Here is a 14,244-nt window from a genome sequence, read left to right as displayed (position 1 = left end):
AATGTCATGCTGCGTTGCTCCTTGGTGGGTGAAAAAGAGGACTGTAGGAAGGCTGTGGGCCCAGGGGAATGCGGGCTTAACCCACCATCATCAAACTGGCGTTGCCGCCAGCGGCTGTGGTGTTGGTGCTGATGCTGATCTCACGCAATAAACGTTCCTGGCGGTAGCGTTCACCGCTGCGGATCTCTTCGGTGGTCAGGCCCTGCACCAGCAGCAGCGGACCGCTGCGGGCGCTGAGTTGCTGCTGCAGCGGCAGCAGCGCATCGATGTCACTTTCTGCCAGCGCCGCCTGCAGCGGTAATTGTGCAATCTGTGCTGCATCCGCCCAGTGCAGGGCTGCGGCTTGCGCCGCCGGCTGGGCCTGCTGCCATTGGGCGACCAGGGCGCGCAGCGCGGGTGTGTCCTGCAGCAGCAGGGTGTTGCCCGTGACCTGGCAGGCCTGCCACTGGGCCTGCAGCCCGTCCACGGTCAAGGGCAGGCACCAGATGGCGCCACGTGCTTGCAGCAGGTACTGGTCGGTCTCGCCCGTGGGGCCATCCAGCAGCACCTGCTGGCCGGCCGCCACGTTCAGGGTTTGGGGGCCGCGTGCGGTCAGCACTGGCAGCTGTTCCAGCGCCGGGGCCTGGGCCAGCAGGCGGAACAGGTAAAGCGGGCCACCCGCCTTGGGGCCGGTGCCCGACAGGCCCTCGCCGCCGAAGGGCTGCACGCCCACGACGGCGCCCACGATGTTGCGGTTGACGTAGATGTTGCCGGCATGGATGCGCTCGGACACATGGGCCACGGTTTCATCCAGGCGCGTGTGCACGCCAAAGGTCAGGCCAAAGCCCAGGCTGTTGATGTCCTGCAGCAGGGCATCCATGTCCTTGCGGGCATAGCGCAGCACGTGCAGCACGGGGCCGAAGACTTCGCGGCTCAGGTCCTGCACGCGGCTGACTTCGATCAGCGTGGGGGCCACGAAGTGGCCGTGGCGGCATTCGGCAGGCAGCTCCAGGCGCGTGACGGTGTGGCCCTGGCTGCGCATCTGTTCGATGTAGGCCTCGATGTCCGCCCGGGCCTGGGCATCGATCACCGGGCCGACGTCGGTGGCTAGCTGGTCGGGGTTGCCCACGCGCAATTCCTGCATGGCGCCGCGCAGCATGCGCAGCACGTGGTCGGCGCTGTCTTCCTGCAGGCACAGCAGGCGCAGGGCGGAGCAGCGCTGGCCGGCCGAGTCGTAGGCCGACATCAGCACATCGCCCACCACCTGCTCGGACAGGGCCGAGGAATCCACCACCATGGCGTTGATGCCCCCTGTTTCCGCGATCAGCGGCACGGGCTTGCCGTGGCTGCCCAGGCGCTGCGACAGGCGGCGGTGGATGTGCTGCGCCACAGGGTGCGAGCCGGTGAACACCACGGCATTGGTGCTCGGGTGCGCAACCAGGGCTTCGCCCACGGTTTCACCATCGCCGGGCAGCAACTGCAGCGCATGCTCGGGAATGCCGGCCTGGTGCAGCAGGGCCACGGCCTGGGCGGCGATCAGGTTGGTCTGTTCGGCCGGCTTGGCGATCACCACGTTGCCGGCGGCCAGGGCCGCGGCAATCTGCCCGGCAAAGATGGCCAGCGGGAAATTCCAGGGGCTGATGCAGACCACCACGCCCAGGGGGCGATGGCTGCCATTGTTCAGGTGCTGCACGGCCTGCTGGGCGTAGTAGCGCAGGAAGTCGATGGCTTCGCGCACCTCGGAGATGGCGTTGGGCAGGGTTTTGCCGGCTTCGCGGCACAGCAGGCCCATCAGCGGCTGCAGCTGGGCCTGCATCAGGTCGGCCGCACGCAGCAGGGCCTCGGCGCGCGCCTGCACTGGCGTGGCCTGCCAGATGGGGGCCGCATGCTGGGCCTGGGCCATGGTGTGGGCCACTTCCGCAGCGCCCGCCATGCGCACTTCGCCCAGGACATCGCCGGCGTGGGCCGGGTTGTTGACGGGCTGTGCCGGCAGATGGGCCGCGTGGGCGGGTTCCGCCCGCCACGGCGCGCTGCTGCTGAGCAGGGCGGCCGACAGGGATGCCAGGCGCTGTTCGTTGCTCAGGTCCAGGCCGGAGGAGTTGCTGCGGCCCTGGGCCGCATACAGCTGGGCCGGGGCGGGAATGCGGTCGTGCGGGCGGCCCAGGGGCGACAGGGCCTGGGCGGCTGCCACGGGGTCGGTCACCAGTTGGGCGATGTCCACCGTCTCATCCCCGATCTGATGCACGAAGGAGCTGTTGGCGCCGTTTTCCAGCAGGCGGCGCACCAGGTAGGCGAGCAGTGTCTCGTGCGTGCCCACGGGGGCGTAGATGCGGCAGGGGCGGGCCAGCTTGCCCTGGGCGATGTCGCCCACCACTTCCTCGTACAGCCCTTCGCCCATGCCGTGCAGGCACTGGAATTCATACTGGCCGCGGTAGTAGTTGTTGCCCGCCATGTGGTAGATGCTGGCCAGGGTGTGGGCGTTGTGCGTGGCGAACTGCGGGAAGATGGCTTCGGGGGCACCCAGTAGCTTGCGTGCGCAGGCCAGGTAGGACACATCGGTGTGCAGCTTGCGGGTGTAGACGGGGTAGTCTTCCAGCCCGTCCACCTGGGCGCGCTTGATTTCACTGTCCCAGTAGGCGCCCTTGACCAGGCGCACCATCAGGCGGTGCTTGCTGCGGCGGGCCAGGTCGATGATCCAGTCCAGCACGAAGAAGGCGCGGCGCTGGTAGGCCTGGACCACGAAGCCGATGCCGTTCCAGCCGGCCAGCGAGGGCGCGAAGCACAGCTGCTCCAGCAGGTCCAGCGAGATTTCCAGGCGGTCGGCTTCCTCGGCGTCGATGTTCAGGCCGATGTCGTACTGGCGGGCCAGTTCGGCCAGCTTCAGCAGGCGTGGGTACAGCTCCTGCATCACGCGTTCGCGCTGGGCACGGCTGTAGCGGGGGTGCAGGGCCGACAGCTTGATGGAGATGCCGGGGCCTTCGTAGATGCCGCGCCCTTGCGAGGCCTGGCCGATGGCGTGGATGGCCTGCTCGTACGACTGCAGGTAGCGCAGCGCGTCTTCCTCGGTGGTCGCAGCCTCGCCCAGCATGTCGTAGGAGTAGCGGAAGCCCTTGTCCTCCAGCTTGCGGCTGTTGGCCAGCGCGGCGGCGATGGTCTGGCCGGTGACGAACTGCTCGCCCATCATGCGCATGGCGGTGTTCACGCCCTGGCGGATCAGCGGCTTGCCACCGCGTGCGATCAGGCGGGTCAGGGCCGAGCTGAGCTTTTGCTCGCTGTGCACGGCCACCAGCTTGCCGGTGATCATCAGCCCCCAGGTGGCGGCATTGACGAACACAGAGGGCGAATCGGTGTGCGACTTCCAGTCACCCTTGCTGACCTTGTCGCGGATCAGGGCATCGCGCGTGGCGCGGTCGGGGATGCGCAGCAGGGCCTCGGCCAGGCACATCAGTGCCACGCCTTCCTGGCTGGACAGCGAGTATTCCTGCACCAGGGCCTCGACGCCGCTGGTCTTCTTCTGGCGCTTGTCGCGCAGGGCCTGCACCAGGCGGGTGGCCAGCTGGGCCACGCCCGTGGGGTTGGTGCTGGTGGCGGGGGCCAGCAGCAGGGGGATGCACTCGGTCTCGGGGCGGCGGTAGGCGGCGGTGATGGCGGCGCGCAGCACGCTTTGTGGCTGGACGTCCTGGGCCAGGGCATAGAACGGCGCATAGGGCTGGCTGGCATCGGCCAGGGCCTCGGGCTCCAGCAACTCGCCGCCGGGCTGGGAGCTACCCAGGTATTGCAACTCCGGCAGGGGCTTGCCCAGCTCGATGGCCTCCAGGTAGCTGTGCAGCGCCTGCTTGTGCAGCCAATGTGGGGTGCAACCCAATTGCTGGGCTGCCGCTTTAAGCCGGTCTCGCATCAATTCGTCAACTTTGATGCCGATGGTGGTGGTGGCCATATCCGTGTTGCTCCCTGGAAGAACCTGTGCACGTTGTTTGTGAAGTGGCGCGATTCTAGAAAGGTGCAACCAAGTCAGATACTGGGGTTTACCTGTCTCTGTTTTGGTGCAACCGAATCACTTGAAAGGGTTAACTGTAGGAAGCGTGCCAGGTGGTACTGGTACAGGAGGTCTTTTAAAAAGAGGAGCTGGTAGCGTTGATGATTGAAGGTTTTTAGATGGTTTTATAGCTGAAGTGCTTGATATGCAAGCGCCGGCAGCTCTTATTTTTGATGGTTCATCCATAAAAAAGGCTTCCCGCAGGAAGCCTTTTGGGCAGGATGGGCCGCCGTGGGGCGGCGCCAGCCTTACACGCGCTTGCGGTATTCGCCGGTGCGGGTGTCGATTTCGATCTTGTCTTCTTGCGACACGAACAGGGGCACAGCCACTTCGAAGCCGGTAGCGATCTTGGCGGGCTTGAGCACCTTGCCCGATGTGTCGCCCTTGACGGCGGGTTCGGTCCAGGTGATTTCGCGCACGATGGTGGTGGGCAGTTCGCAGGAGATGGCCTTGCCGTCGTAGAACACGACTTCAGCCACCATGCCGTCTTCCAGGTAGTTCAGTGCGTCGCCCATGTTTTCGGCTTCGACTTCGTACTGGTTGAATTCATCGTCCATCCACACGTACATGGGGTCGGCGAAGTAGGAGTAGGTGCACTCCTTCTTGTCCAGGATGACGTTGTCGATCTTGTCGTCGGCCTTGAACACGTTTTCGGTGCCGAAGTTGCCGATCAGCGACTTCAGCTTCATGCGCACGGTGGCTGCACCACGGCCACCACGGGCGTATTCGGTCTTCAGAACGATCATGGGATCCTTACCGAACATGATCACATTGCCGGCGCGGATTTCTTGAGCGATTTTCATAGCTTGCTTAGCTGGTTGGGTGGAGCCGCTCAACACGGCAGGCAAGCAAGGCGCTTCTGAAAAAAGCGATAAGGCCTGCCGCATGTTCCGCGGCGGGAGCCGTCCAAAAGGTCGGGGTTGCGCAAGGCTGCACAACCGCTCTGAGGAGGCAAAGGCGAGATTTTAGCTTTTTTCCGCTGCAAACGGTTGCAGCTGTGCGATCAGATCGGCTTGTTGCAGCAAATTTGCGCGTGCCTGCTGGGTGCAGTGGCGCCATTCCTGCAGTAAATCCGGGGTGAGGGTGGGCAGGCTGGCCGCGTCGCGCATGCCGTTCCAGGCGTGGTGAAAAGCCCGCAGGCTGGCAGGGGCCTGCAGCCAGTCCAGGAAAGCATCGAGCTTGGCGTGGTGGGCCTGGTCGTCCTGCGGGTAGATGTGCCAGACGAAGGGCTGGCCCGCCCACAGCGCCCGCACCAGGGAGTCTTCGCCGCGCACCAGGTTCAGATCGCAGGCCCACAGCATGGCATCGAACTCGGCCTGTGTGCGCGGCGGAAGGTAGCGCGGCTGCAAGGCCTGTGCGCCCGCCTGTGCCTGCACCGCCTGCGTGGCGCGGCCGGGGGTGACCAGCAGGCGCGGCTGCCAGCCTGCGACCGGGTGGGCGAGTTGGCCCAGCAGTTGCGGCAGCGCCAGCGGCTCATAGCAGAACAGCGAGATGGCGCAGTCGCCATCGCCCAGGCCGTGGGCCTGGCGCCAGGCGGTGCGGTCGAACTGCGCCTGGCGCGGCAGCAGGTCGGCCTCACGCAGCAGCCCACCGGTGCGCGCGGTGAAACCGGGGTAGAAGAACCAGCGCGTCAGGCCCCGGCCTTCGCCCGACATGATCAGCGAGGGCAGGCGGTGGCAGCGCTCCACATAGTCTTCGGCCGACAGGTACTCCAGGTTCACCAGCACGGGGCGCGGCAACTGGTGGCCGTGGCAGTGCGCATGGTGCTGCGACAGCGCAGCCAGGTAGGGCGCGGGGGCTTCGCAGCCAAAGGCCTCGATCACCACCGCGGGATGCTCCACATAAGCCGCGTCATACGCCAGCACCTGCACGCCCGGGGCACCCTGCGGTGCCATCCAGGCCAGGGCCGAGGCATCGTCGATGCGCAGGCGCACCGGCACGCCGCGCGCGCCCAGCTCGGCCGCCAGGCGCCAGCACACGCCGATGTCGCCATAGTTGTCGATGACCCGGCAGAAGATGTCCCAGTGCAGGGGCTGTGGGGCGGCGGAAGAGGGGGGGATAGGCATGGGCAAGGACAAGGCGCGGCAAAGAGGGGCGATGCTAGCCCAGCCAGCAGGCCGTTGCCCGTAATCGGTGCAGGGCGTATGGCTGGGGTGTGTGACAAGTTTGCAGTGAAATTGGCATCCAGCCCTTGTGCAGTGCGCGCTCACAGCTATTTATTTGCAAGTGCGCTGTGCCGGTGCGCGCCAGGCGCCACAATCACGCCATGTCTAGTGTCGAGCACTCTCCCGAAATCCTGGCCCAGGTGGCAGCCTTGCCGGCTTTGCCTGGCGTGTACCGCTATTTCGATGCGGCGGACCAACTGCTGTATGTGGGCAAGGCGCGCAACCTCAAGCGCCGGGTGAGCAGCTATTTCCAGAAGGACCATGGCGGCACGCGCATCGGCCACATGGTCAGCAAGATTGCCAGGCTGGAGACCACGGTGGTGCGCTCCGAGGCCGAGGCGCTGCTGCTGGAAAACAACCTCATCAAGACCCAGCACCCGAAGTACAACATCCTGTTTCGGGACGACAAGAGCTACCCCTACCTCAAGCTCACCGGTGTGGCGGCGCACGACGGCGACACCAGCCGCTATGCGGGCCAGTGCTTTCCGCGCATCGCCTACTACCGCGGCAGCACCGACAAGAAGCACCGCTACTTCGGGCCCTACCCCAGCGCCTGGGCGGTGAAGGAAAGCATCCAGCTGCTGCAGAAGGTGTTCCGCCTGCGCACCTGCGAGGACACGGTGTTCGCCAACCGCTCACGCCCCTGCCTGCTGTTCCAGATCAAGCGCTGCACGGCCCCCTGCGTGGGCCACATCAGTCCCGAGGACTACGCTGCCGACGTGCGCAACGCCGAGGCCATGCTGCGCGGTGAAACCCAGGAACTGCTGCAGCAGCTGGAGGCGCGCATGATGGCCCACGCCGACCGGCTGGAGTATGAAAAGGCCGCCGAGATCCGCAACCAGATGAGTGCCCTGTCCACGGTGCTGCACCAGCAGGCCATCGAGACCACGGACGACAAGGATGTGGACATCCTGGCGGTCAAGGTGCAGGGGGGGCGTGCCTGCGTGAACCTGGCCATGGTGCGCGGCGGGCGGCACCTGGGGGACCGCGCGTACTTCCCCTCGCAGCTGGACGACGCCATGGGCGTCTACGCCTCGGAGGACGAGGTGCAGCCGCGCACGGTGGAGGCGCGGGTGCTGGAGGCCTTCCTGGCGCAGCACTACATCGACGTGCCCACGCCGCCGGTGCTGGTGGTCAGCGAGGCGGTGGACGTGCAGTTGCTGCAGGCCTTGTCGGTGCAGGCAGGCTACAAGGTCACGGCCGTGCAGCAGCCGCGCGAGCAGCGCCGCATCTGGCTGGAGATGGCCGAGCAGAACGCCGCCATCCAGCTGGCACGCCTGCTGGCCGAGGAAGGCTCGCAGCACGCGCGCACCCGGGCGCTGGCCGAGGCACTGGATTTGCCGCAGGACAACCTGGAAGCCCTGTCCATCGAATGCTTCGACATCTCGCACACGGCGGGCGAGAGCACGCAGGCCTCGTGCGTGGTGTTCCACCACCACAAGATGCAGAACAGCGAGTGCCGCCGTTTCAACATCCAGGGCATCACGCCGGGCGACGACTATGCCGCCATGCGCCAGGTGTTGCACCGCCGCTATGCGCCGGTGGCCCAGGCCCTGCAGGCCGCGGGTGGGGCCGAGCCCGAGCCCGGCGCACCGCGCCTGCCCGATCTGGTGCTGGTCGATGGCGGCAAGGGGCAGGTCAGCATGGCGCGCGAAGTGTTTGCCGAGCTGGGGCTGGATGTGTCGCGCATCGTCGGCGTGGAAAAGGGCGAGGGCCGCAAGGTGGGGCTGGAGGAGCTGGTGTTTGCCGATGGCCGGGCCAAGGTCTACCTGGGGCACGACTCCGCCGCGCTGATGCTGGTGGCGCAGATCCGCGACGAGGCCCATCGCTTTGCCATCACCGGCATGCGCGCGCAGCGTGCCAAGGTGCGCGTGGGGCAGAGCAAGCTGGAGGATATTCCGGGGATCGGTCCCAAGCGGCGAGCCCGCCTGCTGCAGCGCTTTGGCGGCGTGCGCGGCGTGGCCAATGCCAGCGTCGAGGACCTGATGACGGTCGATGGCATCTCGGCCAGCCTGGCCGAAGACATTTACCGTGCGCTGCGCTGAGGACGGCGGTGGCCGCCGCGCAAGGCTTGCATGCAAGCGGCGTCAGCCGTGACACAATCGCGGCCATGTTCTTCACCATTCCCACCCTGATGACCTGGACGCGCATCGTCGCGATCCCGCTGATCGTCGGGGTGTTCTATGCGCCGTTGGCGCCAGAGACCCGCAACCTGGTTGCGGCGCTGATGTTCATCGTGTTTGCCGCCACCGACTGGCTCGATGGTTTCCTGGCGCGCAAGCTGAACCAGACGTCCTCGTTCGGTGCCTTTCTGGATCCGGTGGCCGACAAGTTCCTGGTCTGCGCCTCCCTGCTGGTGCTGGTCCACCTGCAGCGGGCCGATGTGTTCGTGGCGCTGATCATCATTGGCCGGGAAATCGCCATCTCGGCCTTGCGCGAATGGATGGCGCAGATCGGTGCCAGCAAGAGCGTGGCCGTGCACATGATCGGCAAGGTCAAGACCACGGTGCAGATGGTGGCCATTCCGTTCCTGCTGTTTGACGGCCGCTTGCTGGGCGTGCTGGATACGCGCTTGTGGGGCCAGGTGCTGATCTGGGTGGCGGCGGTGCTGACCGTCTGGTCCATGGTCTACTACCTCCAGAAAGCCATTCCGGAAATCCGCCGCCGGGTCAAGCACTGAATGCATGCATGCATCCACTGAAGCGCCGAAGGCACACCTCGGCGCTTGGTGGGTTGCCCCGGCCCTTGCGGCGGTGTACAAAAGTGGCTGTTTGCTTCGTCACATGGCAGTGCTTGTCAATGCGGAAAGTCACCCCGCCTGCGTGCATGAAAAAAAACGTTTGTTTCGCCAAAATGCTAGGCAAACCTGTCTAGAATCTCGCCTAACGCTGACAGGCACCCCTATGGGTGCTGAGCCTTTTTTTGGGAAGGCTTGGTCACAAAGGCGCTCCAACAACCATTTCTCGAGAGGCATCTTGTGAATAAGACTGAACTGATTGAGCACATTGCTAACAACGCCGATATTTCCAAGGCTGCGGCTGCCCGCGCCCTGGAATCCACAATCGACGCAGTGAAGAAAACCCTGAAGAAGGGTGGCACAGTTTCCTTGGTGGGTTTTGGTACTTTCGCCGTTGGCAAGCGTGCTGCACGTACAGGTCGCAATCCCCGTACGGGCGATACCATCAAGATCAAGGCCGCCAAGGTGCCTAAGTTCCGTCCCGGCAAGGCCCTCAAGGACGCTTTGAACTAATCCAGGTTTTCGGCAGTGGGGTGCTTAGCTCAGTTGGTAGAGCGGCGCCCTTACAAGGCGTAGGTCAGCGGTTCGACCCCGTTAGCACCCACCACCCACTGTATAAAAAAGCATTTAGATTTTTCTAAATGCTTTTTTATTTCAAGATCAGTGGGGTGCTTAGCTCAGTTGGTAGAGCGGCGCCCTTACAAGGCGTAGGTCAGCGGTTCGACCCCGTTAGCACCCACCACTTCATCGTGGCAAAAAGCACCAGGAGCAATCCCGGTGCTTTTTTTGTTGGTGGCTGGCATTGGCGCGGATCAATGCAGCGCAGCGCCACGGGAATCTGTGGCGCGATTGTCCGTGGCCGATGCGGTGCAATCGCTGAAGGCGCGTGTCAATCAAAGGGTAGAATCTTTGGGTTTCCTTATGGCGAGTGGTGTGTGCAGCAGTGAATCTATGCGTCCTCACAGGATGCCCGTCCAGTGCTTGGAGCGGGGCACGCATCATTCGTAAAAGGCGAGCGCAAGTTCGCCTTTTTTTATGCATCCTCAGAAAGATTGACTATGCTCGAATCAATCCGCAAGCATTCCAAGTTCGTCATGATCTTGTTGTTCTTGCTGATCATTCCCTCGTTCATTTTTGTCGGTATCGATCAGAGCTACTTTTCGGGTGCCAGCCCGACAGTGGCACGGGTGGCCGGGCAGGACATCACCCAGAACGACTGGGACAACACGCACCGCGTTGAGAGTGATCGTCTGCGGGCAGAAAACCCCGGCATCGATGCCAAGTTGCTGGACTCGCCCGAGGCGCGTTACGCCACCCTTGAGCGCATGGTGCGTGACCGTGTGTTCCAGGCCGCTGCACAAAAAATGCACCTGGTGACCAGCGATGCCGCATTGGCGCGCACCCTGCAGGGCATTCCCGCGATTGCCAATCTGCGCAAGCCGGACGGCAGCCTGGATGCCGAAGGCTACCGGGCTTTGCTGGCAGCGCAAGGCATGACCCCCGAGGCCTATGAGGCCTCGCTGCGCCGCGACATGTCGGTAGGGCAGGTGGTGGGCAATGTCATGAATACGGCCCTGGCCACACCGGTGGTGGCGAATGCCGCGATGGATGCATTCCTGCAGCGCCGCGAAATCCAGGTGGCGCAATTCAAGCCCCAAGACTATGTGGCGAAGGTGCAGGTGAGCGATGAGGCGCTGAAGTCGTTCTATGCCGCGAATACCGCCAAGTTTCAGCAGTCCGAGCAGGCCCGTGTGGAGTATGTGGTGCTGGACCTGAAGTCGGTCCGTGACAGCATCGAGCTCAACGAGGCGGATCTGCAAACCTATTACAAGGAAAATGCGGCCCGTCTGGCAGGTGGTCAGGAAGAGCGACGTGCCAGCCACATTCTGGTGAATGCGCCCAAGACCATGTCGGCTGCCGAGCGCGATGCGGCCAAGGCCAAAGCGCAGGCGATTGCTGACAAGGTCAAGGCCAATCCTTCCAGCTTCACCGCTGTGGCCAAGGCCGAGTCACAGGACACAGGTTCGGCCCCCCAGGGCGGGGACCTGGGCTTCTTTGGGCGCGGTGCCATGGTGCCCGAGTTTGAACAAACCGCGTTCAGCATGGCCAAGGGTGCGATCAGCGATGTGGTGGAGTCCGAGTTCGGCTTTCACGTGATCCAGGTGACGGATGTCAAGTTGCCGGCCGTGCCCAGCTTTGCCGCAGTGCGCGAGAAGATCGTCAACGACCTCAAGGACCAGCAGGCCCAGCGCAAGTACGCGGAAGTGGCCGAGTTGTTTGCCAATACGGTGTACGAGCAGTCGGACAGCCTGCAGCCCGTGGTCGATAAGCTGGGCCTGAAGCTGCAAATGGCCGATGGTGTGACACGCGAACCCCGCCCAGGTGTCGAAGGTCCACTGGCCAATCCCGCCTTCCTGCAAGCCCTGTTTGCGGCGGACAGCATCGATCACAAGCGCAATACCGATGCGATCGATCTGGGCTCGAACCAGATGGTGTCCGGCCGGGTGGTGAACTACCAGCCTGCCAAGCAATTGGCGTTGGAGGACGTGACCGATCGCGTCAAGACCCTGTACGTGCAGCAGCAATCTGCCGTGCTGGCCCGCGAAGCGGGTGAGGCCAAGCTCCAGGCGTGGAAGGCCGATGCGTCCCAGGCGCAGGGCTTGCTGCCTGCGGTGGTGGTGTCGCGCGACAACCCGGTCGGCATGCCCCGCCAGGTGCTGGATGCGGCGCTGCAGGCCAAGACCGACAGCTTGCCGGCTTGGGAAGGTGTCAGCCTGGGCGATGCCGGCTACGCCATCGTCAAGGTGAACCGGATCGTGGGTCAGGCAGGAAGAACTGCCGACTTTAATCAGCAGGCCTCCATGCAGTATGTACAATTGTTTGGCACTGCAGAAGGCGCGGCGTATTACGAACTGCTGAAGAAGAAGTTCGATGTGCAAATCAAGGTTGCACGGCCCTGAGTAAGAAAAACATCTTGCTTTCCTTTTGAGGGCTTGGAAACAAGCTACAATACAAATCTCTTCCGGTGGCTGTAGCTCAGTTGGTAGAGTCCAGGATTGTGATTCCTGTTGTCGTGGGTTCGAGCCCCATCAGCCACCCCAAAATTTGACAGTGAAAACCCGCTTTGCGAGAGGCGGGTTTTTTCATCCCTCTACGGTGGCTGTAGCTCAGTTGGTAGAGTCCAGGATTGTGATTCCTGTTGTCGTGGGTTCGAGCCCCATCAGCCACCCCAAATAAAAAGCCTGCATCGCAAGATGCAGGCTTTTTTGTTGTCTGTACTGCGCTGGCCAGGCAGGTCATCCGGCGCCTTGGCAGACCATGGCCTGGATTGGTGAATGGGCGGGCTTTGCCTATCATGCAGGGCATGGGTTCCCAGTCTTCGTCCTTTTCCTTGCGCATCTGGCGGGCCGCGCGCGACATGGTGGTGGCCTGGGGCCGCATTGGCTATCTGGGGGCCGTGGTGGGGGTGCTGCTGCTGTCACCGTCGACCTACCGCGGGCATGCCCTGCGCCCGATCTTGCGGCGCATGTACCGGGATACCGCACCGATTCTGCTGGGGTTCACGCTGCTGGCGGCACTGATCTGCCTGGTGATCACCCGCATCGTGGTGGTCACGGCGCTGAGCTACGGCCTGTCGCGCTATGCGCTGGAGATGGTGATCCGCGTGCTGGTGCTGGAGTTGATTCCGCTGACGGCGGCCTTGTTCGTGGCGATGCGCTGCACCATCCCGAATGCCACGGAGCTGGCGCTGATGCGCCAATCGGGCGAGTGGGCGGCGCGCGAGCAGCGCGGCGAGGCCCTCATCCGGGTGGAAGTGCTGCCGCGCGTGGTTGCGGGCCTGTACGCCAGCGTGACCCTGGCTGCGCTGTCTTGCGTGGTGGCCCTGGTCACGGCCTACCTGGGCGTGTACGGTTTCACCTGGGCCGGCCTGCCGGGCTACACGCGCATGTTCGGTCAGGTGTTCAACCCTTCGGTGACCCTGCTGTTTGTGCTGAAGACCTGGCTGTTTGGCTTGGCCGTGGCCATCATCCCGGTATCGACGGGACTGTATGCCCGGCCCACACACCACGACATCCGCCCTGGGGGCGAGCTTTCCGGCCTGGCACGCATGTTTGCCGTGCTGCTGCTGATCGAGCTGACTTCGCTGATGGGCAATTACTACTGAATCCGAAGGGACCATTTTGTCTGAGCCACGCATGCCACCTTCCGAACGCCCCGCGGCGGCAGACACCGCCGCCTTGCGCGCCGTCAGCCACCTGGAGCGCAAGGCCGCAGCCTTGCTGCTGCTGACACTGGCTCTGATCGTCGGGGCGGCGCTGTACCTGCTGTATGCGCGCGGTGCATTCGAGCCGACCCAGAGCCTGGTGCTGACCTCGGACGATTCGGAGGGCGTGACGGTCGGCATGGACATGACGTTTTCCGGCTTCCCGATCGGGCGGGTCAGTAAGCTGGAGCTGGCCCCGGACGGCAACGTGCGCATTCTGGTGACCGTGCCCCGCAAGGATGCGCACTGGCTGCGCGAATCCAGCGTCTTCACCCTGGTCAAGGGCCTGGTGGGTGGCACCACCATCAAGGCCTACAGCGGCATGCTGCAGGATCCCCCGCTGCACGACGGGGCAGAGCGCCCCGTGCTGCGCGGCGATGCCACGGCGGAAATCCCCCAGATGGTGGCCATGGCCAAGGAGCTGCTCAACAACCTCAGCCTGATGACGGCCCGCGACTCGCCACTGGGCCAGTCGCTGGAGCAAGTGCGCCTGCTGGGGCAGAAGCTCAACGGCGACAGCGGCGCCATGGAGGTGCTGCTGGGCACGCCCGAGAACGCGCGCAAGACGGTGGAAATGCTGGACCGCGCCAACCAGTTGCTGGCGCGCATGGACCGGGTGGTGCAGCGCACCGACCAGCAGGTGTTCGATGCGGACGGTCTGATGCCGCAACTGCGCACCACGGTGCAGACCTTGAACCTGGTGTTGGCCGATACCCGCACCAGCCTGCGCAAGCTGGATGCGGTGCTGGCGAATGCCGAGGGCATCAGTGCCAATGTGCAGGAGGCGAGCACCGACATCGGCCAGCTGCGCAACGAAGTCGAAAGCAATTTGCGCAAGGTGGAAGACCTGCTGACGGAGCTGCAGCGCAAGTGGCCGTTTGCCAAGGATGGAAAGGTGGAGCTGCCATGAACGCGGAACGTGCAGGACGGTGGGTGTGGGCCGGCGTGCTGGGTCTGGGAGGGTTGCTAGGCTGCAGCAGCCAGCCGCCGACGCCCAACTGGGCGTTGGAGGCGCAGTCGGCCACACAGCGCGCCGTGCAGGCCGACCTGCAGGGCCAGCGCC

Annotated in this window: 9 protein-coding genes and 4 tRNA genes; 10 read left to right on the top strand and 3 right to left on the bottom strand. The window is 64.2% G+C overall.

Annotated features, from left to right (window positions below):
- Positions 1–76: 76 nt before the first annotated feature.
- The 3 genes from putA to earP all read right to left on the bottom strand — a co-directional run bounded on the left by putA (position 77) and on the right by earP (position 6,081).
- Complete coding sequence (putA, locus tag SJH88_RS00995) at positions 77–3,916, bottom strand: trifunctional transcriptional regulator/proline dehydrogenase/L-glutamate gamma-semialdehyde dehydrogenase (RefSeq protein WP_274753354.1); 3,840 nt, start codon at positions 3,914–3,916, stop codon at positions 77–79.
- Positions 3,917–4,263: 347 nt separating this feature from the next.
- Positions 4,264–4,818 carry an elongation factor P gene (gene efp, locus SJH88_RS00990; protein ID WP_042412962.1) on the bottom strand — a complete coding sequence of 185 codons (555 nt, stop codon included), beginning with the start codon at positions 4,816–4,818 and terminating at the stop codon, positions 4,264–4,266.
- Between the two features lie 162 nt (positions 4,819–4,980).
- Complete coding sequence (earP, locus tag SJH88_RS00985; protein ID WP_274753353.1) at positions 4,981–6,081, bottom strand: elongation factor P maturation arginine rhamnosyltransferase EarP; 1,101 nt, start codon at positions 6,079–6,081, stop codon at positions 4,981–4,983.
- Between the two features lie 200 nt (positions 6,082–6,281).
- Here earP and uvrC point away from each other — a divergent pair, with 200 nt between their 5' ends.
- From uvrC to SJH88_RS00935, 10 genes are all read left to right on the top strand, one after another.
- A complete protein-coding gene (gene uvrC / locus SJH88_RS00980) occupies positions 6,282–8,225 on the top strand; it encodes an excinuclease ABC subunit UvrC (RefSeq protein WP_274753352.1) in 1,944 nt (647 codons plus the stop codon).
- Between the two features lie 65 nt (positions 8,226–8,290).
- Positions 8,291–8,860 (top strand): CDP-diacylglycerol--glycerol-3-phosphate 3-phosphatidyltransferase, encoded by a 570-nt coding sequence (gene pgsA, locus SJH88_RS00975; RefSeq protein WP_045267020.1) that lies wholly within the window; start codon positions 8,291–8,293, stop codon positions 8,858–8,860.
- A gap of 297 nt (positions 8,861–9,157) precedes the next feature.
- A complete protein-coding gene (locus tag SJH88_RS00970; RefSeq protein ID WP_043387285.1) occupies positions 9,158–9,430 on the top strand; it encodes an HU family DNA-binding protein in 273 nt (90 codons plus the stop codon).
- Between the two features lie 18 nt (positions 9,431–9,448).
- A tRNA-Val gene (locus SJH88_RS00965) sits at positions 9,449–9,524 on the top strand.
- Positions 9,525–9,583: 59 nt separating this feature from the next.
- Positions 9,584–9,659, top strand: a tRNA-Val gene (locus SJH88_RS00960).
- A 316-nt stretch (positions 9,660–9,975) separates the two neighbouring features.
- Positions 9,976–11,877 carry a SurA N-terminal domain-containing protein gene (locus SJH88_RS00955; RefSeq protein WP_274753351.1) on the top strand — a complete coding sequence of 634 codons (1,902 nt, stop codon included), beginning with the start codon at positions 9,976–9,978 and terminating at the stop codon, positions 11,875–11,877.
- Positions 11,878–11,942: 65 nt separating this feature from the next.
- Positions 11,943–12,018: transfer RNA gene (locus tag SJH88_RS00950), tRNA-His, on the top strand.
- Positions 12,019–12,073: 55 nt separating this feature from the next.
- Positions 12,074–12,149 (top strand) — tRNA-His (locus tag SJH88_RS00945).
- A 132-nt stretch (positions 12,150–12,281) separates the two neighbouring features.
- Positions 12,282–13,082, top strand: a complete 801-nt coding sequence (locus SJH88_RS00940) for an MlaE family ABC transporter permease (RefSeq protein ID WP_274753350.1) — start codon at positions 12,282–12,284, stop codon at positions 13,080–13,082.
- A 31-nt stretch (positions 13,083–13,113) separates the two neighbouring features.
- On the top strand, positions 13,114–14,091 hold the full coding sequence (locus SJH88_RS00935; RefSeq protein ID WP_274753349.1) for an MlaD family protein: 978 nt from the start codon (positions 13,114–13,116) through the stop codon (positions 14,089–14,091).
- The last annotated feature ends 153 nt before the right edge of the window (positions 14,092–14,244 follow it).

It is taken from the genome of Comamonas sp. GCA5 (genome assembly GCF_036541385.1).
GTDB lineage: Bacteria > Pseudomonadota > Gammaproteobacteria > Burkholderiales > Burkholderiaceae_C > Comamonas > Comamonas aquatica.
This window is presented reverse-complemented; position numbering and strand designations above follow the sequence as displayed.